This window comes from Enterobacter cloacae complex sp. 2022EL-00981 (genome assembly GCF_028737495.1).
GTDB lineage: Bacteria > Pseudomonadota > Gammaproteobacteria > Enterobacterales > Enterobacteriaceae > Enterobacter > Enterobacter cloacae.
This window is the reverse complement of sequence record NZ_JAQZRK010000015.1, coordinates 1-19,643: the sequence shown is the minus strand read 5'-3', so window position 1 is coordinate 19,643 and position 19,643 is coordinate 1. Positions and strand designations below refer to the sequence as shown.

Annotated in this window: 19 protein-coding genes and 1 pseudogene; 12 read left to right on the top strand and 8 right to left on the bottom strand. The window is 47.7% G+C overall.

Annotated features, from left to right (window positions below; translation table 11 throughout):
• Window positions 1-377: 377 nt before the first annotated feature.
• The 7 genes from PUZ33_RS14155 to PUZ33_RS14125 all read left to right on the top strand — a co-directional run bounded on the left by PUZ33_RS14155 (window position 378) and on the right by PUZ33_RS14125 (window position 6,059).
• Window positions 378-1,643 (top strand): hypothetical protein, encoded by a 1,266-nt coding sequence (locus PUZ33_RS14155; protein ID WP_023303143.1) that lies wholly within the window; start codon window positions 378-380, stop codon window positions 1,641-1,643.
• Window positions 1,644-1,951: 308 nt separating this feature from the next.
• Window positions 1,952-2,386 (top strand): hypothetical protein, encoded by a 435-nt coding sequence (locus PUZ33_RS14150; protein ID WP_023303144.1) that lies wholly within the window; start codon window positions 1,952-1,954, stop codon window positions 2,384-2,386.
• Window positions 2,387-2,444: 58 nt separating this feature from the next.
• Window positions 2,445-3,284: a hypothetical protein gene (locus PUZ33_RS14145; protein WP_023303145.1), complete on the top strand. Its 840-nt coding sequence runs from the start codon at window positions 2,445-2,447 to the stop codon at window positions 3,282-3,284.
• A 689-nt stretch (window positions 3,285-3,973) separates the two neighbouring features.
• Window positions 3,974-4,795 carry a DUF932 domain-containing protein gene (locus PUZ33_RS14140; RefSeq protein ID WP_023303146.1) on the top strand — a complete coding sequence of 274 codons (822 nt, stop codon included), beginning with the start codon at window positions 3,974-3,976 and terminating at the stop codon, window positions 4,793-4,795.
• A gap of 65 nt (window positions 4,796-4,860) precedes the next feature.
• Window positions 4,861-5,331 (top strand): RadC family protein, encoded by a 471-nt coding sequence (gene radC / locus PUZ33_RS14135; protein WP_023303147.1) that lies wholly within the window; start codon window positions 4,861-4,863, stop codon window positions 5,329-5,331.
• Between the two features lie 12 nt (window positions 5,332-5,343).
• Complete coding sequence (locus PUZ33_RS14130; protein ID WP_023303148.1) at window positions 5,344-5,670, top strand: type IV toxin-antitoxin system YeeU family antitoxin; 327 nt, start codon at window positions 5,344-5,346, stop codon at window positions 5,668-5,670.
• Window positions 5,671-5,690: 20 nt separating this feature from the next.
• A complete protein-coding gene (locus PUZ33_RS14125) occupies window positions 5,691-6,059 on the top strand; it encodes a TA system toxin CbtA family protein (protein ID WP_023303149.1) in 369 nt (122 codons plus the stop codon).
• Window positions 6,060-6,609: 550 nt separating this feature from the next.
• Here PUZ33_RS14125 and PUZ33_RS14120 read toward each other — a convergent pair.
• The 7 genes from PUZ33_RS14120 to PUZ33_RS14090 form a co-directional block, all read right to left on the bottom strand.
• Window positions 6,610-6,993, bottom strand: a complete 384-nt coding sequence (locus tag PUZ33_RS14120) for a TA system toxin CbtA family protein (protein WP_252107812.1) — start codon at window positions 6,991-6,993, stop codon at window positions 6,610-6,612.
• 35 nt (window positions 6,994-7,028) lie between these two features.
• Entirely contained in the window at window positions 7,029-7,367 is a 339-nt protein-coding gene (locus PUZ33_RS14115; protein WP_252107814.1) for a type IV toxin-antitoxin system YeeU family antitoxin, read from the bottom strand.
• A gap of 15 nt (window positions 7,368-7,382) precedes the next feature.
• Window positions 7,383-7,604 carry a DUF987 family protein gene (locus PUZ33_RS14110; protein WP_252107816.1) on the bottom strand — a complete coding sequence of 74 codons (222 nt, stop codon included), beginning with the start codon at window positions 7,602-7,604 and terminating at the stop codon, window positions 7,383-7,385.
• Window positions 7,601-8,101: a RadC family protein gene (gene radC, locus PUZ33_RS14105; protein WP_252107818.1), complete on the bottom strand. Its 501-nt coding sequence runs from the start codon at window positions 8,099-8,101 to the stop codon at window positions 7,601-7,603. The genes PUZ33_RS14110 and radC (PUZ33_RS14105) overlap by 4 nt, the downstream gene beginning before the upstream one ends.
• A 29-nt stretch (window positions 8,102-8,130) precedes the next feature.
• Entirely contained in the window at window positions 8,131-8,949 is an 819-nt protein-coding gene (locus PUZ33_RS14100) for a DUF932 domain-containing protein (RefSeq protein ID WP_252107825.1), read from the bottom strand.
• 100 nt (window positions 8,950-9,049) lie between these two features.
• Entirely contained in the window at window positions 9,050-9,727 is a 678-nt protein-coding gene (locus tag PUZ33_RS14095) for a hypothetical protein (protein ID WP_252107819.1), read from the bottom strand.
• A 276-nt stretch (window positions 9,728-10,003) separates the two neighbouring features.
• Window positions 10,004-10,897, bottom strand: a complete 894-nt coding sequence (locus PUZ33_RS14090; protein ID WP_252107820.1) for a GTPase family protein — start codon at window positions 10,895-10,897, stop codon at window positions 10,004-10,006.
• Window positions 10,898-11,447: 550 nt separating this feature from the next.
• Between PUZ33_RS14090 and PUZ33_RS14085 the strand changes: the two genes are divergently transcribed.
• The 5 genes from PUZ33_RS14085 (at window position 11,448) to PUZ33_RS14065 (ending at window position 19,049) form a co-directional block, all read left to right on the top strand.
• Window positions 11,448-13,232, top strand: a complete 1,785-nt coding sequence (locus tag PUZ33_RS14085; protein WP_252107821.1) for an ATP-dependent nuclease — start codon at window positions 11,448-11,450, stop codon at window positions 13,230-13,232.
• Window positions 13,219-15,036 (top strand): ATP-dependent helicase, encoded by a 1,818-nt coding sequence (locus PUZ33_RS14080; protein ID WP_252107822.1) that lies wholly within the window; start codon window positions 13,219-13,221, stop codon window positions 15,034-15,036. The genes PUZ33_RS14085 and PUZ33_RS14080 overlap by 14 nt, the downstream gene beginning before the upstream one ends.
• Before the next feature lie 1,026 nt (window positions 15,037-16,062).
• Window positions 16,063-16,491 (top strand): hypothetical protein, encoded by a 429-nt coding sequence (locus PUZ33_RS14075; protein WP_252107823.1) that lies wholly within the window; start codon window positions 16,063-16,065, stop codon window positions 16,489-16,491.
• Between the two features lie 496 nt (window positions 16,492-16,987).
• Window positions 16,988-18,118 carry a DNA cytosine methyltransferase gene (locus tag PUZ33_RS14070; protein ID WP_252107824.1) on the top strand — a complete coding sequence of 377 codons (1,131 nt, stop codon included), beginning with the start codon at window positions 16,988-16,990 and terminating at the stop codon, window positions 18,116-18,118.
• Window positions 18,075-19,049 (top strand): HNH endonuclease, encoded by a 975-nt coding sequence (locus PUZ33_RS14065; protein WP_096878215.1) that lies wholly within the window; start codon window positions 18,075-18,077, stop codon window positions 19,047-19,049. The genes PUZ33_RS14070 and PUZ33_RS14065 overlap by 44 nt, the downstream gene beginning before the upstream one ends.
• Window positions 19,050-19,102: 53 nt before the next feature.
• On the opposite strand, the pseudogene PUZ33_RS14060 reads toward PUZ33_RS14065, so the two are convergent.
• Window positions 19,103-19,519, bottom strand: a pseudogene (locus PUZ33_RS14060) (inovirus Gp2 family protein); the annotation flags it as partial.
• Between the last annotated feature and the right edge of the window lie 124 nt (window positions 19,520-19,643).

The window sequence follows — 19,643 nt, the reverse complement described above, 5'->3', positions numbered from 1 at the left end:
ATTGGTCGCGTATGTACGATTTTACATTCCCAGTGATCTGGGCAGCATTTGAAAAGCTGCAACCTTTTACTGCAGATGCTCAGAAGTCACCCTGTCGTCACACTTTGATAAACTGGAAGCAGAAATCCATGCTGAAATCACATCCATAAATATGGTAAAAGCCCTGACGTTACGAGACTTACAGGCCAGTCATGTACTACATTTTTTACTACATAAAAAACTACGTTTATAGCTATGAAAATAACTAGTTTTCACTCTTCTTTTTTGACTATTTTTATACCTGACCTTATGATGATTGAAATTTAATCGAAACGTATTACAGGACGTAACTTGTGGAAAATTCACTGCACAGTGCAATAATAAATAACAGGAGGGCCATGAGATTATTCTTGTGGTATCTATCTGATCAGGATCTGGCCATACTGACCAATAAACTGGCATCAACTAAAAACATTTACAATGCAGATGACATATTTGGCAGTAATATTGAAATCGCTGAAGAGGCAATTAATCAGGCTGTGCGACTGATAAAAGATAATGAGGTTAAGAGGATCTACACAATAGATTTTAATGAGTTTAAATCACTCCAGATACCCGCATCTGAATTTTCTTGGGTAAAAAAATCACCTGATGCTTGCTACTTCACATGGCTGTTTATCAAAAGCCAGATACACGATTCATTCAAATTGCTTGAGTTGGACGTTTTTATAGTTGGTAGAATAAGGAACCAACGCTATCCCAATATACATGATTCCCTTTACAATAAACTGGAACTGGATGCTTACCCTGTCGATAATAAAGAGCGTCTATCAGTTATAGAGGATTTTTTTGACCGTGCACCTGCGACCCTTAAAGCCAGGCTCGATCTGATGCGCCAGATTCGTAACAAGTGGGAGGAAATTTATCCTTCGAGTATAAATTTCCCTCTTTCACCAAAAAGCAAGAAAAAATGCGACTGGGCATGGAAATACATTCAGAAAGATAGAAGTCGAATGAATACCCGGAGAAAAGACCGTGAGGGGCATTATACAGGAGAAACCAATCCGGCACCTTTTACTAACAGCAGTATGCTGTCCATGCTGAGGCCGTCAGGCTCCTTTGAAAAATACATGGCTGTTAAGTTTTATTTTTTGTTCATTTATTTGTTTTTAAAAGATGAACTATTTATGCAACGTTTTAAAAAGGCATGGCAGGTACATCAGTACAGAGCAACTTCTGATACCAGAGAAAGAAAAGCATCTTTGCGTGCCCGGATAAAGAATAAAACATCCGCGCCCAATCCCGTTTCTGAACCATTTACAGTCACAACACTTACCGAGCTTGCTACTATCAGTAACATGTCCTTCATACCGGAAATACAGTCCTATAGCCAATATGCTCCGGTCAATGAAATAACGGAAAAGGAAGAAAAGGACTGTCAAACTCATAATGCAACGGTACTGCACGCCTCTCCTACTGATAATTCCAGCGATGGCCAGGTTACGCATATTTCCATTGGGGAAGCTCTGAAACGTATGGGGAAATTACCTCGCAGTGATGAACACTCAGCACCGATGCCAGATAAAAATCCGGGCTCAACCTCAAAAAAAATCTGGACGAGGTTGCAAAAAGCGATGATGGAAGGTGACAAGGACGAAGACTGAGCATCCCCGCGTTCTGACGCATCCCATTTTTTTTCAGACCTGTATTACCACGGTGAGATCATTCCGGACAGATTCTGGAGTGTCTCACCGCATTGATCTGCAACACCGATCGATACTTCAAATAATGATAGTCACTACCTATCGATAGTGAATTATTGATCGTTATTTGCATAGATAATAACGATCAATTCCTGGTAACTGATCAGTAATAACGATTATCCCGCCCCGGACAAAATGCATACGATCGAATGGCCCTTTGTACTACAAAAGGCCATTTTTCGTTTGTAAAACAATAGTAAGGAATTTCTATGTTGAAGATCACATCTGTACTTCTTTTCGGTGCAACATTGTTTAGCTGTGTTGTGCACGCCATGGGCCAGGAGCAGCAATGGGGCAACTGGTTTGGCACTGTCAATGCGATGGAGTTTGAACTTAACGCCGACAATAGCGCCGGAGAACGTATGACGATCACCTGCCGGGACAGCAATTTGATAGTGAGCTACAGCGGGTCTGATAAGGAGCCAATGGATATACCAGATAATGGACAAGAATCCATGGGAATCAATATCAACGCTGTTCATTACCCGCTAGATGAGGCGGCTTTTATAGCGCTCAAAAACACAGGCAACCATGGGCAAATTGAAATCACCCGGATGAATAAACCCGTATCTCACCCGTTCAAAACCGCAGGGCTCAGGGACGCTCTGTCGGACCTCAACTGGGAAGACTGCATCAGCCATTAATCACCCCTTCCAGTAACTCATGCTCCCACATTGTTAATCATCAGTAAGGATATCTTTTATGGCGACATTCATTTCACGCCTGGTTTTAGTCTGCACCCTTTCGCTCCCGGCATTCAGCTCTGCTATCACTATTCAGGGGAACATTCATCCTGAGCGCTATACCTTCTTTCTGACAGAAAAAGGCGGCGAAATGCTGCGGGACATGAACAACGAGGCCGTGAACGTAAAACATAGCGGAAAGGCCAGTGCTTCGGTTGATGCGCAAAATAAGGCTGCGGCTGCAAACATATCGCCCCTGCTGTACCCGGGTGCACCGCTGGAGCAAAACTTTATCCGCTACGACGGTAAGCCAGTGAAAGCTCTGACCTGCCTTATTACCACCCGCACCATGCCGGGCCAAAATAAAGACTATGCATGGGAGGAAACTTACTGCCTGGATGAAACTGGTGCAGCCTACATTGGCACTAAAGGCTGGCCGTCTCGTACTATTTTCAGTAAGAGCTGTGCAGTGGGCGCTGCTGACTGCCCTGTTTACCTGAGCATGAACAACGACCCGCCAACCATGCGTAACGACGCTGTTCAATATGTTCCTTACAGCCGCGAGCGCGTAAGTGGGCAGACAGGACGTAGCCCTGAGCCAAAACTAACGACGACTGAAACCGTCGCTGAGCAGGACGGTTATGTAGTGAGTTTTGTTAAAGCCAGCAACTGTGCAGACAATAAACTGATTGTGAAAAATAAAAACTCAGGGAAAACTGCTGCAATTGCAGGATTAAATGGTTGCACTTTTGATCCGAAGAATAATGCAGTAATTATCTTCCCTCTAAATGAATACGTCGGCGTTTACAGTGGTCCCACAAACGCTTCTGAGGAAATAGCTTCCGTCGATCTCCCCTAATTATTTACCCGGTCCGGTATACGCTACCCGCGATACCGGACGTATTATGGACAGTCCTATGAAATACCCGAAATTCCCTGACGATATAGATACACAATCACTGGATCTGACCTGGCCCGTTGTTTTTAGCGTTGCAGGACTCACTCTGCTAAGGAGTAAGTCGGTCGTATGCCAAACATTGGGAGCCAGCCTGATGACCCTTAGCCTGATAAGGCTCATAAAAAAACTCGCCACTCTTGCCTGAAAAAGCCCCTATCTGGCAACACGGTTTGTGTGCAAGCTCCTGGATCACACGTACTATCGCCTTCCGACGTTCACCTGAAAGCTAATTCTCGACAAAAGCTGAAGCGCTCCTTTATCAAAGGGCTGGCTGCAATAGCAGAGGACAGAATTAATGATGATGCCTTTGTTTTATCGGTGTGCAGCAAAGCGTATGAACGCTTGCCTCTGATCATAAGGCGAGTCGTGAAGTACGAATGGTGTCTTCGATACTTCCAGTACAGTAAACCCTTTATTCTGCAGCGATTACAACATTACCAGATCGACAAGCTAACTCCGCCGACATTACCTGACAGTGAACTGTCGCCACAGCAAGACCAGCCACCAGCTTCTCCCTGAATAATTTATCTTCCATCCGAAGCCACTCCAGTGGAGTGGCTTTTTTATGCCCATTTTTAAAGGAATTAACTATGACACGTTTAGCCAGCCGCTTTGGTGCAGTCAACCTTGTACGTCGTGACCGCCCATTAACCCGCGACGAACTGGCCCATTATGTGCCAAGCGTCTTCAGCGAAGAAAAGCATGAATCCCGGAGCGAACGCTACACCTACATTCCCACTATTACTTTGCTGAATAACCTTCAACGTGAAGGGTTTCGTCCGTTCTTTGCCTGCCAGACCCGCGTCCGGGATGAAAGTAAACGAGAGCACACGAAACACATGCTTCGTCTGCGCCGGGAAGGACAAATTACCGGCAAACAGGTGCCAGAAATTATCCTGTTGAACAGCCATGATGGTTCCAGCTCTTACCAGATGCTGCCGGGGTTATTTCGTGCCGTATGCCAGAACGGGCTGGTATGCGGGGAGAGTTTCGGTGAGGTGCGGGTGCCGCACAAAGGCAACGTAGTCGAGAAAGTCATTGAAGGAGCCTACGAAGTACTGGGGATATTTGACCGCGTAGAAGAGAAACGCGATGCCATGCAGTCGCTTTTGTTGCCGCCACCCGCACAGCAGGCAATGGCGAAAGCAGCATTAACCTATCGCTTTGGTGAAGAGCATCAACCGGTGACGGAATCGCAGATACTTTCGCCACGTCGCTGGCAGGACGAGAGCAACGACCTGTGGACCACTTACCAGCGTATTCAGGAAAACCTGATTAAAGGTGGTCTTTCGGGGCGCACGATCAGCGGTAAGCGTGCTCATACCCGTTCGGTAAACGGTATCGACGGAGATGTGAAGCTCAATCGTGCTCTGTGGGTGATGGCCGAGAATATGTTGCATCTCGCGTCATGAAACTTTTTATCATTCTTCAGGCCCCGCTAAAAAACCAGCGGGGCCTTTTGTTTTAAGGAACCATTATGTCTGTATCCAATTTATCGCCGGTGTTTCCGGTAAACGAGCAGCGCGTAATGCGAAGGGCATTACGACTGGTTGAGAAATACCTGCGTCAACCGAGTGAGTCATTTACCTCCACCAGCCTCACAAAAACCTGGCTGCAACTGCAGATGGCGCACCTGGAGAGGGAAGTCTTCATCGTGATGTATCTCGATAATCAACACTGCCTGCTGGGACGAGAAACACTGTTTACCGGCACGCTCAGCCATACCGAAGTGCATCCCCGCGAAGTGGTTAAATCAGCCCTGAGACATAACGCTGCTGCGGTCATTCTGGCTCACAACCACCCGTCTGGTACGACAGAAATCAGCCAGCAGGATAAACATATTACTCAGAGGATTATGAAAGCGCTGGCACTGGTGGAAGTGCGCGTGCTGGATCATCTTGTAATCGGAAACGAGGTGGTGTCTTTTGCTGAACTTAGTTTGCTTTAAAGGAAGGTTTTCATGTCATTAATACCAGCCCATGAATGGGGGATAAAAAGCGATATTGTTCCACGGCTTGGAGTCAGATTAGTTCAGGAAGGCAACCGGCTGCACTATCTGGCTGACCGGGCTAGTATCACCGGTAAGTTCAGTGACGCCGAATGCCTGAAGTTGGATATCGTATTTCCGCATTTTATCCGTCAGATGGAATCGATGCTGACCACTGGTGAAATGAATTCTCGCCATGCCCACTGTGTCACTCTGTACCACAACGGTTTCACCTGCGAAGCCGATACCCTTGGTAGTTGCGGCTACGTATACATCGCCATTTATCCCACTCAACGCTAACAAATTTCACGAGAGCAAACATGAAAAATCTACCTGCTACAATTTCGCGGGCGGCGAAGCCCTGCCTGTCGCCCGTTGCAGTCTGGCAAATGTTACTTACTCGTCTGCTTGAACAGCACTATGGTCTGACACTGAACGACACGCCGTTCAGTGATGAAACTGTAATTAAGGAACATATTGATGCTGGGATTATCCTGGCCGATGCAGTCAACTTCCTGGTAGATAAGTACGAACTGGTTCGCATTGATCGCAGAGGATTTAGCTCACAGGGACAAGTACCATATTTGACCGTGACAGATATCCTTCATGCCAGAAGAGCATGTGGATTAATGAAAAGTTGCTCTTATCGGGAAGTAAGTAATATTGTTCTTAGTCATTCGCGGCAGTGAGGGGGTCTTCAAGAGCCGAGAAGATTTGCACGGTTTGTGAAGAAACTGGTGAGATTGGCGACTCAATGAAAACCTCATCGAGTCGCATGAAAAACAAGGTGGGGGCACAAAAGGGGGCATTTATAAAGATGAAACAAGAAAATATGTATATTTATCAATGGTTGGATGGGTTGTGTTATGTTCCTATTATCGCACCATCTAAATCAAACAGTTAGCTAAATATCTTTCTTCTTTTTACAAGCCAACTTTAATCTATGTAACGGCTGGTGTAAGTGAATTTAATCTACATTGATCAACGTAAAATCCTTCTTAGCTATTGAGTTTTCCTCAGGCAGCTAGCCAAACGCTGGGTTAATTTCTCCCTGATTTTTACGAATAAAATTCATGCTATAGCTATTCCCGCTATTTGTAGCGGGAATAGCTATAGCCGTGTTTATGTGCAAACAAAAAAACGCCAGCATTAGAAGGGCTGGCGCAGGTGGTGGGATTAGGAGAATGAAGTGTTATGCATAGGCTACAGAACCATATTTCTCGGGTGGGGCTGGGATCATCATCGTAAATGTTGCTCTTGGAGAAGGTGACCAGTAGTTATATTGCTGATGGATTTATAACCCTGACGTTTCATCAATCCAGTGGCCCGGCGGGCACGAAGAATGTCGATACTGGTGATGAAGGGAGACTGCTCCATAATCGTAAATCCACTACGGTCAGTACGTACTAGCTCATATTTTCCGACGATAAAATTCACTGCGTTGCTGAGTGAGATACCAGCATTGATATGTTCACGGATAGTGCTTTCATCGCTGAACGGAGTGTCATTAAGGGTCAGACCATAGTGTTGTGCCAGAAGATGTTTGAGTAGTATCTGCCAGACCTCGACAGGCGACAGGCGTGACGAAACAGGCACCGTGGTCGGTGCAGTTGAAATTTGCATGCGTTGAGTCCTGATAAATGAGTATTGAGGAAGTTCTAGCTGGTTTCTGATTGAGGATAAATTACGATGTAAACATAACCGCAACTCCCCAACGTATTTGACTCGCAGGCGAAACCGTTGTGGATATAGATGTATTGTTTAGCCTCATGTGGGTCGAGTTTGCTGCTAAGCAGAGCGGTTTCCATATCCCGGATTAATGCTGGGAAGATCGCATCCAGCGCTGCGGATTGTTCCGGGCTGAAAGTACCGAGAAGCGTGGCGCGGTCGGCCAGAAAATGCAGCCGTCGCCCTTCCTGAACTAACCGGGCGCTGAATGATGGAACGGTTTGACTGTGTAAGCCCCAAACCTGCTCCTGAACAGGTACTTTATTCATCGTGATATTCCAGAGTTATCGTAGTGTCACGCTGCGCAGGATGGCATACGGGCCGTCGCGGTCCTGACGACGTTCAGCAAAAACGGCCAGTACGCCGCTGATATCCTGGACGTTGCGACCGGTGTAATGGCAGATGCTACCGGTCCAGCGGTAACGACCTTTACAGTACGTCGCCAGACGTGAACCGGGCGTTTGGCGGTAAAGCGTCATCGCCTGGCGCTTGCTGATGATTTTCATAGCCATCCCCGCTCGGCAAACGAGACGATCTCCCGGTGGCCGATGATGAGGTGGTCGAGAACCCGCACATCAACCAGTAACAGCGTGTTTTGCAGGTTGCTGGTGATCAGTCGGTCTGCCCTGCTGGGTTCTGCCATGCCGGAGGGATGGTTATGCGCGAGGATCACCGCTGCGGCGTTATGCCGTAGAGCTGCCTTTACGATTTCGCGGGGATGGACCTCAGTATGGTTGATGGTGCCGGTGAACAGAGTTTCGCAGGCCAGCAACTGGTGCTGGTTATCCAGAAACAGAGCGATAAACTCTTCCCGCTCCAGCACTGCCATTTTTAACCGCAACCAGTCACGGGTTTCGGTTGTAGAGAGGAATGACACGCCGGGTTGTCGCAGGTGTTTATCCAGCAGGTTCAAGGCCCTTTGAATTGTTCGCTGTGCATATGGCGTTAAGGCTAGTGGTACGGCGGGAGCGGATGCGGGTATCAGTGATATTACAGTGTTCATTTATCCTCCTTTTTCAGTCCGCAGTCTCATCAGCCCAGCGCCTGTTGCATTTGCTCAGCCATCACCCACAAAGCACGGTTAAGCTTCAGATCGCCATCGATCCCTTTCACTGCGCGGGTATGGCTACGCTTGCCTTGGGCTGTACGAGCGCTCAAACCACCTTTTATCAGGTTTTCCTGTAGCCGATTGAACACGGACCACAGATCGCTGGATTCGTCCTGCCAGCGACGTGGCGCAAGGATTTGTTCTTCGGTTACTGGCTGATACTCCTCTCCAAAGCGATATGTCAATGCCGCTTTCGCAAACGCTTGTTGAGCCGGAGGGGGAATCAAGAGGCTTTGCATTGAGTCACGTTTTTCTTCAATTCGGTCAAAAACCCCAAGCACTTCATAAGCTCCTTCAATCACTTTCTCTACCACGTTTCCTTTATGTGGTACTCGTACCTCGCCAAAACTCTCACCGCATATCAGCCCATTCTGGCAAACCGCACGAAATAATCCCGGTAGCATCTGGTATGAACTTGAACCATCGTGGCTGTTTAGCAGAATGATCTCAGGCACCTGCTTGCCTGTGATTTGGCCTTCGCGACGCAGACGAAGCATGTGTTTAGTGTGCTCACGTTTACCGGGATCGCGAACACGTGCCTGACAGGCAAAGAATGGCTGGAAACCTTCCCGTTGCAGGCTTTCAAGTAGAGTAATAGTTGGAATACAGGTATATCGTTCACTACGGGATTCATGCTTTTCAGCGCTGAATACGCTGGGAACGTGGTACATCATTTCATCGTGCGTTAATGGTCGGTCGCGACGGATAAGATTGACCCTGCCAAAGCGGGAAGCTAAGCGCATAGATAACTCCTTTTCTGAATTCATCGGCATAAAAAGAAAAAGGCCATGCTCTCGAAAGAACATGGCCTCTGATACTTTGAACTGTGTTATTCGAAAGCTCTTAACGACCCATATATTCCACTTTTGCACCGGTGGCCTTACCATCTGTGCCAACAGTGACCACGACCTTGTCGTAGGTTCTATATCCAGCATTGTAGACTTCAAATACCACGGTATTTCCCTTCACTTCATAGCTGCCAAAATCAGCGGCCTCAGCGGTTTCGCTGTCATACTCTTTTGTATACGCCTGTTTGGCTGCTTTCATGACTGAACCTTTATTTATCTCTGGTGAGCTGCTCCCGGCGCTGGTGGGAAGAGCAGAGACATATTTCGGGCAGACGCTCATCATGTCTCCACGGGTGAAAGTCATCTGTCCGCCAAAAACTTGCAGGGTTGAAACCTCTTGGCTGGCAATGGAGACAATTGCTTTTTTCGCGGCAGCAGTGGCCTGGCCGCCTTCAACTTCTATGGCTTTAAATCCTGTTTGCTGACTACAGACCTGCGATGTAGGAACGAGGTTGCCATTCACGGCAATACGACTTCCCATAAGCTCCTGCGGGCCATTGGGGCATCCCTGAAGCTGACCAAATATGCTAATGGTGTCATTTTTCAACATCACCAGTGCCTGACCGTTTTCGGTCATGGTCTGACACCAGCCGTTTTTCACAGCCCAATTACCAGCCTGAGCCGATACCGAAGCGGCAGATAACACAATTGCAATTACTGTTTGAATTTTCATATATCACCTTGTGGATTAATCAGGGGCAGTCACGAGGGGATAACAAACGGATAAAACGCTGGTGTGTGGTTAGCGTCCATGTCGTTATGCCTGTCCCCCTGCCAGTCAGACTCCTGTGAGGAAAATGCCCTTGTTTTTGATAGGTAAAAGCGATCAATAGAGGGATGATTTATCGATATTTTAATAGATAAAAACGATCGATATTTCATTATTGATCGTTTTTATAGATCAATATACTGCTTTTTGAGCAGTGGTTTTTGGCTCTGAATTACCGGTTTAACCGAACAACTTGTCCCAGAGGCCAGTTGCTAGCTGCACCAGTTTTTCACGTAACCGGCATAGCAAAACCCGCAATCCGGAAGGTAGAGAGTTTGAATCAATGACGGAATCAAATGCGCTGCCAGCTATTTCACCAAATTGCTGCCGCACAGCGGAGTCGCTTTCAGCGTTTTTATGTTCAGACTTCAGTTGCCGATAGACTGTACTACTGGCTTGTGGAGGCAAAGCATGCACCATCAGTTCTACCAGGGCTGACAGGTTGTAGCTAGTGTGCGCAGACACCGCCATCACGGGGAAAGAGGATGAAAGCTGTCCGGCAACCATCGAGCTAATAACGGCAAGAGAAAGGCATTGCTCTGCATCCGGAAGTGCCTGCCATTCATCGCCATCAGGTACTGGCCGTACCCGGTCCGCCTGGGACAGCACAAACAGAAATCTCGATGGGTTGGCACCGGCGTTCAGCAGAGCCCGATGTGTGGCAATATCCGTTGCCCGTGCACGGTCGTCGGCCCTGAGGACCCATATAATCAAATCCAGTTCAGCAAGCAGTTGCTGGTACAGTGAGAGATAGGTTTCATCCTTTTCCGGAGTCTCTCCCACCCCCGGCAAATCAACCAGCGTCATGCTACGTTCACCAACGGTCAGCACCAGTCGTTGCGGCTCGCGGGTGCAGGCCATTAGATCACTGGTCAGACATACCGGCTGCTGGAACAGCGCATTGCAGAGAGAAGATTTACCGGCACCGGTTTTGCCCATGATGCCGATTACTGGTTCGTAATGAATGGCGTGCTGAAGTCTGGAAAGAATTCGGTCGCAAGCGTGTTGGGGTAAGAATGAAAGTTGTGAGCGTAAAGTCTCAGTACTAGCTAGTGTATCGGGGGCATCGGACATGGTTACTCCTGTGAAATGATAGGGACGGAATGAAGTATTCCGATTGTTCACAGAGGTAATGAAGGCGTGAGATTTTCTGGAATCGGTTAATAAAGCAACGAGTGTTTAGATTACGGACTGACCATGATAGTGCTTGTTCATACTCCTCCTCATGAGACCTGGGTCAGAGACGGTGTTAAGTCTGTACTGTATTACTTTTAGGAGGCCGGTCAGTGTCTGTTGAAATCGTGCCGTATTGCTAGAGCGTGGGAATCTTCTAGCAATGCCGCGTCGATTAACTGCAACTTCAGTTCGCGCAGCCACTTAGCAAGAAAGTGACGACAAACAGCCACCTTGTGAGATGGATCATAGGCATGGTTTAGCTCTCTGTTACGATGAACTGTTACCTTCGTTGGACACATAGATTTGAACAGCAAAAAATGTGCAATGGCCAAGAACCGTTTAGATCGCAACCGTATCCCTCAGCAGATTAGATCGTGCCAGGCAGTCTCTTACGGTTTGAGTGCTACTCTTATTTTTGGAAGATAATTAAAAAGATAGGGAGGCAGTAATGCGGATTTCCCGAATCCGGTTAATTAATTTCGCCAACTTCTCCGATGTTGATGTTGAAACGGGTGAGAGTATTGTTATTGTTGGTGAAAACAAGGTTGGCAAGAGCAATTTTATTCGCGGCTTGCAGCTGATTCTTGACCCTGGGTTGTCTGAGCGTGACCGTCAACTGGGTTTTGAACATTTTTGGGATGGATTGGGCGACGACAAATTGGGGGAGACCATCGAAATTTCAGTGGATCTTACTGATTTCACTGACGATCCCCGATTGATGGCACATCTGAATGACTGTGTCCTAAATCCAGGGCCCCCGATGGTGGCCCGTCTTACCTACCGTTTTCAGCCCAAAACCGAGTTAAATCGCGCTCCTGAATCGTTAAAAGATTATGAGTATGTGATCTTCGGTGGCGCTGATCCTGACATGCATATTGGTGGTGCGTTTCGCCGTATGTTGCCCATCGATGTTCAAGGCGCGTTGCGTGATGCCGAGAAGGATCTTTCAAGCTGGCGTAATTCACCCTTAAGACCACTTATTGAAGAACTGTCTGCATCTCTGGACGACGAGACTCGTGAGGAGATTCAAACCCAGGTTGATGAGGCTCAGCGGGAACTGGCTGATCATGATGAGGTGGCAGCGACAGCCGAACGAATTAGCGAAAGGTTGATTGCTATCGCAGGCGAGCAACATGCCGTTCCGGTATCGCTCGGACTTGCACCGACTCGCGTTGATGCGCTGCTACGTAGCCTGCGTTTGCTGCTTGACAGTGGCATTCGTGGCATTGGCGATGCCAGTCTGGGGACGGCTAATCTGATTTTTCTGGCCCTGAAAAGTCTCGAACTTGATCGTCTTGTTAATGACGGAGAACGAGACCATACGTTTTTCGTAGTCGAGGAGCCGGAAGCGCACCTGCATCCGCACGTACAGCGCCTGGTCTACCGCTATTTCTTGGGTACTGACCGGGAGGATGGTGATGAAGGAACACCTTTGACAACGATCCTGACCACCCATTCCCCGCATATAGCCAGTGTCACACCAATCAGATCCATCGTTTTGCTGCGCCATGATCCGGAGGAAGGGAAGACGATTGCGGTTTCAACGGCAAACGCACCTTTTACGCCGCGGGACGAAGATGATCTGCAGCGCTATATTGATGTCACCCGCGGCGAAATATTCTTTTCACGTGGTGTGATCCTGGTGGAAGGAGATGCTGAACGCTTTCTTGTCCCGGCATTCGCAGATGCTCTTAATATTCCCCTCGATATGCTTGGGATCACGGTGTGCTCGATCGGTGGAACAAATTTCACTCCGTATGTGAAGCTCCTGGGGCCACGGGGGCTTAATATACCGCACGTGATTCTGACAGACCGTGACCCTATGGAGAACGGCCCTCCACTAGTTCGTAGGCGGTTGATCAATATTCTCGAGGTGTTTGAGGAGGATGTTGACCATGAAGGTATGGATGCTGATGAGGTGATTGAGCTTGCCAGGGAGTATGGATGCTTCGTCAATGAGACCACTCTGGAGCCAGAGCTGTTCACCGGTGGACTGGGCGAAGCCATGAAGTTGGTTATCGAACAAGAATTGTCTCCTAGACAAGCTACTCTGAACAGGATACAGGCGTGGGTGGATGACACGGACCAGCTTGATAATGTCCGGTTGTTGAAACTGATTGAGCGAATTGGCAAAGGGCGGTTCGCCCAGGCGCTGGCACCTTCGGTGTCGGAGGATGTATGCCCAGATTACATTCGTGAAGCACTGGAGTATATTTGCGATGCCGTCACGTAGTGTCAGTGCAGCCTACTTAGCTCAAGCTGCCGAGCTGGCCGGGAATCCGGGCCAGTTAGCCGCGTATCACTCCCAGGGACACTGCGTGGTGCTTGCTGGACCGGGTAGTGGTAAGACAAAGACACTCGTGCTGAAGCTGGCCCGAATCCTGGCTGAGGATGTTCAGGCTCCACGTGGTGCGGCATGTATTACATATAGCCAAGAATGCGCACGCGAGCTAACCCGTCGTCTCGAAGCGCTGGGGCTCAGAGAGGCACCGAATCTCTTTATTGGAACCGTTCATGGGTTCTGCTTACGCCATCTGTTGATGCCCTATGGACGACTGGCCGATCTGCCAATCCCATTTCCGCTGTCAGTAGCGTCTCAACGCGAGAGCGAACGGTTACTTCGACAATCTGGTGACCGTCTCTTTGGCGCAAACCATCCCTATAAGGCTATTGATCTCGGACGGCATCGCCGTTCGGTGTTGAATCGCAACAGCGTTGCCTGGCGTGCAGAGGAGGAGCTCGCTGCATGGGCTGAGGCCTATGAAGCAGAATTGCGGCAGCAAGGGCTAATAGACTACGACGATATGGTGATATTTGGCCAGCGTCTTATCATTGAGCATGATTGGGTTCTGCCTCTAGTACAGGCGAAATTTCCGATCCTTGCGGTAGATGAATATCAAGATTTGGGCGTGGCGCTCCATCGTATGGTCAAACGCCTGGCTTTCGAGGGAGGGGTACGCTTATTTGCAGTGGGTGATGCAGACCAATCTATTTACGGTTTCACTGGTGCCGATGGTGCGTTACTACTAGAACTGGCAGGCAGGAGAGACGTTGAAACAGTCCGGCTCCAGTTGAACTATAGATCAGGAGCGGACATCGTGAATGCATCGGAGATGGTGTTGGGTGAGGTTCGTGGTTATCGCGCAAACGACCCAAACCGCCAGACAACCATTGCGTTCCAGCTGTGTCCGGATGGCTTGGGGGATCAGGCTGTCTATGCTGTCGAGCAGATTATTCCTGCTGCGTTGGCTGCTAAGCCGGGCCGAACACTGGGTGATATCGCCATTCTGTACAAGGACTACCGTGCCGGCGATATTGTGGCCGATGCGGTGACAGCTAGCGGTTTTGATTACATTCGTGTGGATACCGCAGCACCTTATCGCAAAGTTGCCTTGACGAGCTGGGTGGAGGATTGCGCGGCATGGTGTGCTGGCGGTTGGCGTATCGGGCGCCCTCAACTGCGCGGACTGATAGACCGTTATCTGGCATTTCATCGGGCAAGGCTGGATGATGCATGCGCCCGGCGTAAGGGGCAGGAGTTAACCAGGCTACTTTGGGCACTTCGTGCCGACCAACATTCTGCGTCCGATTTTGTCGCGTCGTTGCGCAACGGTCTCGTTGATTCCCTGCTGGCAACTGAACCGACGCTTTCTGATCAGGCTGAGCAACTAGATCGCATGACTGCAGCACTTGCCGAAGGCGGTGCGTTAGCGATGTTGGATATCACGAGCCTAGGTGGTCGTGACGGTTCACCTGAGCACCTCAATTTGCTGACACTTCACTCAGCCAAAGGTTGCGAATATGACGTGGTTATCATGGTCGGCTTAGATCTGGGGAATTTGCCGTGGCGTAATGAGACGCCAGAGAAGCTGCGTGAAAGCCGACGTCTTTTCTATGTGGGGCTGACCCGCGCACGGGACGAGGTGCATATGCTGTATTCCGGTTTTGTTGATGGTCGCTACGGGCCTATGCGTCTGGGGCGTTCCCCATTTCTGGATGAACTAGAGGAGCGAATGCGGCGGGCTGGTTTACGATAGTCGAGAATAAGAGCGGGATCGAATCTGTGGACAGTCATAAAAGAAAACGCTGATAATCGCCCTACTTTCCAATGCTCAAGCTAAGGAAAAAAGCATCAAAATTAACTCTGGTGCGAGCTGAGGACCTCTGTTGCGTGAAGAGATGTTCGTACACAGACTTAGATGGCCTCCGCAAGGTTAGTAAGACCCGTTATTTTTTCTTTCATTGTCCACTACTTGTACAGAACGGACGAGCTAACTGGGATGACGGTTCGCTATGTGCCAGAAGCGGACTTTAGCGGTTCAGAAGGCACCTTCAAGTTGCGGTCGGTTTATGTCGCCCATTGCACTTTAGGCTGGGGGATTGATTAAATTTATGTTGCTTTAGCTATTGATCGCGCCTTTCAGACCGCAAATGGTTTTCAAATAACTCTCAGGTGGGCTGGTTTCTGTCGTGATTGACATGTGTAAATTGTATTTAACTTGTTGATATGTATTGTTTATTTTTTTTCACGTGTGGGCAGTCTTAAGTTGCATCCAACCATTACCTGATATTATAAAGCCATTAGAATTAAGACATTTAATCTATTGAAAGCAAAGGGTATAATCATTCAAATTATTAGTTACGGTTTGATGATATTCAGATGAGCACTCCAATCAAAGGGCTTAACGAGGCATGGTCTAACTATATATTTTGCCTTGCGTTACACATGGTTCTCCCTCTATCTCCATTGATTATCGAAGCTGTAATTCGAGCAAACCATGTCCCATCGATACAGACTATGAGCGTGACAACTTCACTTTATGCTATCGCAATCGGCCTCTCCTCAAGGAACATAGCCTTGTTTGGGATTTGCTTGCTTATAGGCATACTTTTTTCCATATTTTTTGGTATTACAGTGGCTACAACCAATTACGATGCAAACAGCAACTACTGGCCATTTGTAGTATGCTTAAGCTGTGTGTTCATAACACACGCTTGTGAGCGGTACAATAGACATGTGGCGGACTGTACTCCGTTCTTAGAATTCAAGTAGGAGGTTTAAAATGGAAAAAATAATTTCACTAATCTCTGAAAAAGAAAATCTAATTCTATTACTGTCATGTGTTGCAAGCCTTGCCGCTGCTCTTTTATCTTTAATTTCAGTAAGAAACACGATTAAAGAAAGGCGAGTGCTAAAAAGAAAAATACGGCGTCAATATATAATTCAGTACAAAAATAAATTTTCAAGGGTCACAGAAACTGAGCTTGATCGTAAACTCATGTCTATCTTGATTGAAATAGACACAAACATAGAGAAAGCAAAGAAAAATCAAAGTGTTACTTACTCTAAAGATCAAATTAATCATTTGAGAAACGTAAGACAAGCAGTAGAAAAAATAAAGATGCCTGTGGAACCTTTAGAACAGCGCTCTGAAGTTGGTAAACTCCGGTATTTAGAGAAGATAACCAAAGATATTGTTGATGCGCACTAAAAAACTGATTTTTCTGAATAAAAGGCCCGCATATGCGCAATGCCGATCAGTTAAGGATCGGCCAACCGATCCTTAATCTGCGGCACTCGGCACTATAACGGCTTCCTTAACAGGGAGCCGTTTTCTTATGCCACTTCTCAATGACCAACTCGATTTCAGCGACTATCCTCTGATGCTCCCCTTCTGCACAGCATCTTCCCGTGGAGTGGATACAGTGTAAGTATTCCCGTCAAACGACCATTCACTTTAGATAACCTCCTACAGATAGATTTTTGCAACGCCCGCTTTTTGCACTGAGCGGACAGCCCGAAGCGTCGAGAAGTCCACGATGAGCAATAATTGAACTGCTTTTCTTCGATATTAAGGGATTTGATATTAGCTATATACTTCCAAGCATTGTTTACAATGTATTACCGCATTACTGTAAATACATACAGGTTTGCTTTATGGTATACTTAATCGCTGATACTTATGTAGGAACTGGGATTGTATTTTAATGAGTAAAATCAATAAATTAAAAGTCATTGATCTATTTTGTGGTGCTGGCGGTTTATCCTGCGGCTTCATGAAGGGGAAAAATGGCGCTCATTTTGAAAGTGTCCTGGCTCTGGACAACGATAAGGCGGCTATCAGCACATACAATGCCAACTTTGGTGAGCATGGCATTGTAGCGAACATCGAAGAGTGGATTGCTGAAAACAACATACCTGAGGCTGATATCGTTATCGGCGGCCCGCCATGCCAGGGATTCAGCCTGCTCAACAAGAACCGAGAAGGGGACCATCGACGGGCGCTCTGGGAGCCGTATATGGATATCATTGAGAGGTCTTCTGCTTCTGTATTTGTGATGGAAAATGTTCCGGGCCTCTTATCCAGTGATGAGTTTCAGGACATCTGTGCTCGTGCTGAAAACATGGGGTTTCTGCTTCTGAATCCTTCTGTCCTTAATACGGCCGACTACGGTGCTCCGCAGACGCGCAAACGTGCTATTGCAATTGGAATTAAAAAAGAGCGATTCCTACTGAATAGCATCCCAGCATTCCCGCCTGTGCAGTCGCACCAGAATCCTGATAAAGGGGCGGATCTGCCAGCTTGGCTGACAGTAAGAGATTTTATAGGTGATTTGCCTGAGCCGGTTGGGACTGAGGTGCGTGATCTCCCACCCCCATTAGATCTCCACTTTGGGCGGAATCCAACCGCCCTTTCGCAGGAACGCTACCGTGCTGTCCCGGTAGGGGGAAACCGGTTCGATTTGCAAAAAAATAGACCTGACATTACCCCTGCCTGCTGGATTAAAAAAACCTCGGGTGGCACGGATTTGTTTGGCCGTTTGTGGTGGGAGCGGCCTTCTGTAACGATCCGCACTGAGTTCTTTAAGCCTGAGAAGGGGCGTTATCTACATCCAGAGCAACATCGTCCAATTACGCATCGTGAAGCCGCGCGCCTGATGAGTTTCCCGGATGAATTTGTTTTTGTGGGCTCAAAAACCGAAATCGCAAGGCAAATTGGCAATGCTGTACCGCCGGTTTTTGCGCAGAAAATTGCGACCTACGTGCTCAATTTAATGGAATACCTAATTCAAAATGGCGAGAAGATCGAAGAAGAGCGTACCGGAAACGCTGCGTAAACAGCTTCTGGCATTGATTACCGACTTTGAGTTTAAGCTTAAGGACGACTCCCTACGGGAACAGGTTTTGGCACTAATCCCCGCCAACCATTTGTTGCGGGATTTAGGCAGTTCTTTGATGAATGATGAGAATTGCAATTCAGCCCGTGACCGAATTCTGGCTTATTTACTCAAATATCCCGGCGTCATCATCCATGGTGACGAACTGATGGTTGTTGCGGGTATCAGTGAATATGCCAGAAGGATCAGAGAGCTGCGTGTGCAGTTTGGTTGGTCCGTATTAAGCGGCACTACGTTGAAGGAAATGATCGAACAAGGAGAGGTGACACCGGAAGAGCTCCATGCCAGTACGATTAACGTTCTTAAAACCGACGTTTATGCACTGATGGCAGCAGAACAGGACAGGGAAGCAGCCCTGCGTTGGAATGAAGCGAATGTTCTCAGACGAAGCAAGATCTCCACGAAAGATAAAATTCTGTCTTATCTGCGCAAGAATGTTGGCCGTCCCGTGACTGGCGAAGAACTACGATACCTTGCAAACGATAGCAAGGAATGGGCGCGACGAACACGTGAGCTACGAACAGAAGATGGCTGGCCAATCGCCACCAAAAATTCAGGTAGACCGGAGCTAGAAGTCGGAGCTTATTTACTCGAGGAAGATCGACAGGCTGAAGTGCATGACCGAAAGATTCCAGATCCTGTACGTGTCGCTGTACTTGAACGCGACCATCATGCATGCAGGCACTGCCATTGGTCTCATGCCCGTAAAATCGCTAATGACCCCAGAACCTTCCTCGAGTTACATCACATTGAACATCATGCTGATGGCGGAGAAAATACACTGGATAACTTAATTACTCTCTGTAATGTTTGCCATGATGAGGTACATCGTCGCAGGATTTCGCGGGAAGAGTTAATTCGTCTTCTGTAGGTTAGTTGAGCCTAAGGCCTTGTTATACATATTAACAAGGCCTGGTTAAATGATTAACCCCGACTGCACCCAAAATTCCTGTCACCTTCCCCAAAAACCTTCGAGTCAACCTTGGTAAGATATTCGAGTCGCTTTAGTAAGTCATGATAATCAAAAATAAAACTTGTTTTATTTTTGTCCAGAATATATTTCCCGTTTTCAGGAAAATGAACCAGCCCAGGGCAATCTTCAAGCTGCAACCCTAATGCGCTGTACCATGCATTTATAATCATGCCCCTCAAGCAATCATCATCATAGCTACCAAGATGGTAATATGCATCTTTATTGAATACAAGACAGGCGTGATAATGGCATTTTCCTGATTGAGAGTACTCCTTTCCCCACATATCTCGTAAAGTGTTTGGGTAGATTCGGGTTCCATTCTGTGCTCGTCGGTATTCATGAGCAGCAAGCATCGCTTTTAGGGAGTGAATCGCCACGGGTTTAACAGACACCTCAGAGTCATTTAAGATGGCTTAAAGAGAGGTGCCCATGAGCGGTAAGCGTTATCCCGAAGAGTTTAAAACTGAAGCAGTCAAACAGGTTGTTGATCGC

What these genes read in the sequence shown, in the direction of transcription:
- PUZ33_RS14155 (WP_023303143.1), top strand. Translation starts at nt 378, where the DNA reads ATGAGATTATTCTTGTGGTATCTATCTGATCAGGATCTGGCCATACTG.
- PUZ33_RS14150 (WP_023303144.1), top strand. Translation starts at nt 1,952, where the DNA reads ATGTTGAAGATCACATCTGTACTTCTTTTCGGTGCAACATTGTTTAGC.
- PUZ33_RS14145 (WP_023303145.1), top strand. Translation starts at nt 2,445, where the DNA reads ATGGCGACATTCATTTCACGCCTGGTTTTAGTCTGCACCCTTTCGCTC.
- PUZ33_RS14140 (WP_023303146.1), top strand. Translation starts at nt 3,974, where the DNA reads ATGACACGTTTAGCCAGCCGCTTTGGTGCAGTCAACCTTGTACGTCGT.
- radC (WP_023303147.1), top strand. Translation starts at nt 4,861, where the DNA reads ATGTCTGTATCCAATTTATCGCCGGTGTTTCCGGTAAACGAGCAGCGC.
- PUZ33_RS14130 (WP_023303148.1), top strand. Translation starts at nt 5,344, where the DNA reads ATGTCATTAATACCAGCCCATGAATGGGGGATAAAAAGCGATATTGTT.
- PUZ33_RS14125 (WP_023303149.1), top strand. Translation starts at nt 5,691, where the DNA reads ATGAAAAATCTACCTGCTACAATTTCGCGGGCGGCGAAGCCCTGCCTG.
- PUZ33_RS14120 (WP_252107812.1), bottom strand. Translation starts at nt 6,993, where the DNA reads ATGCAAATTTCAACTGCACCGACCACGGTGCCTGTTTCGTCACGCCTG.
- PUZ33_RS14115 (WP_252107814.1), bottom strand. Translation starts at nt 7,367, where the DNA reads ATGAATAAAGTACCTGTTCAGGAGCAGGTTTGGGGCTTACACAGTCAA.
- PUZ33_RS14110 (WP_252107816.1), bottom strand. Translation starts at nt 7,604, where the DNA reads ATGAAAATCATCAGCAAGCGCCAGGCGATGACGCTTTACCGCCAAACG.
- radC (WP_252107818.1), bottom strand. Translation starts at nt 8,101, where the DNA reads ATGAACACTGTAATATCACTGATACCCGCATCCGCTCCCGCCGTACCA.
- PUZ33_RS14100 (WP_252107825.1), bottom strand. Translation starts at nt 8,949, where the DNA reads ATGCGCTTAGCTTCCCGCTTTGGCAGGGTCAATCTTATCCGTCGCGAC.
- PUZ33_RS14095 (WP_252107819.1), bottom strand. Translation starts at nt 9,727, where the DNA reads ATGAAAATTCAAACAGTAATTGCAATTGTGTTATCTGCCGCTTCGGTA.
- PUZ33_RS14090 (WP_252107820.1), bottom strand. Translation starts at nt 10,897, where the DNA reads ATGTCCGATGCCCCCGATACACTAGCTAGTACTGAGACTTTACGCTCA.
- PUZ33_RS14085 (WP_252107821.1), top strand. Translation starts at nt 11,448, where the DNA reads ATGCGGATTTCCCGAATCCGGTTAATTAATTTCGCCAACTTCTCCGAT.
- PUZ33_RS14080 (WP_252107822.1), top strand. Translation starts at nt 13,219, where the DNA reads ATGCCGTCACGTAGTGTCAGTGCAGCCTACTTAGCTCAAGCTGCCGAG.
- PUZ33_RS14075 (WP_252107823.1), top strand. Translation starts at nt 16,063, where the DNA reads ATGGAAAAAATAATTTCACTAATCTCTGAAAAAGAAAATCTAATTCTA.
- PUZ33_RS14070 (WP_252107824.1), top strand. Translation starts at nt 16,988, where the DNA reads ATGAGTAAAATCAATAAATTAAAAGTCATTGATCTATTTTGTGGTGCT.
- PUZ33_RS14065 (WP_096878215.1), top strand. Translation starts at nt 18,075, where the DNA reads ATGGCGAGAAGATCGAAGAAGAGCGTACCGGAAACGCTGCGTAAACAG.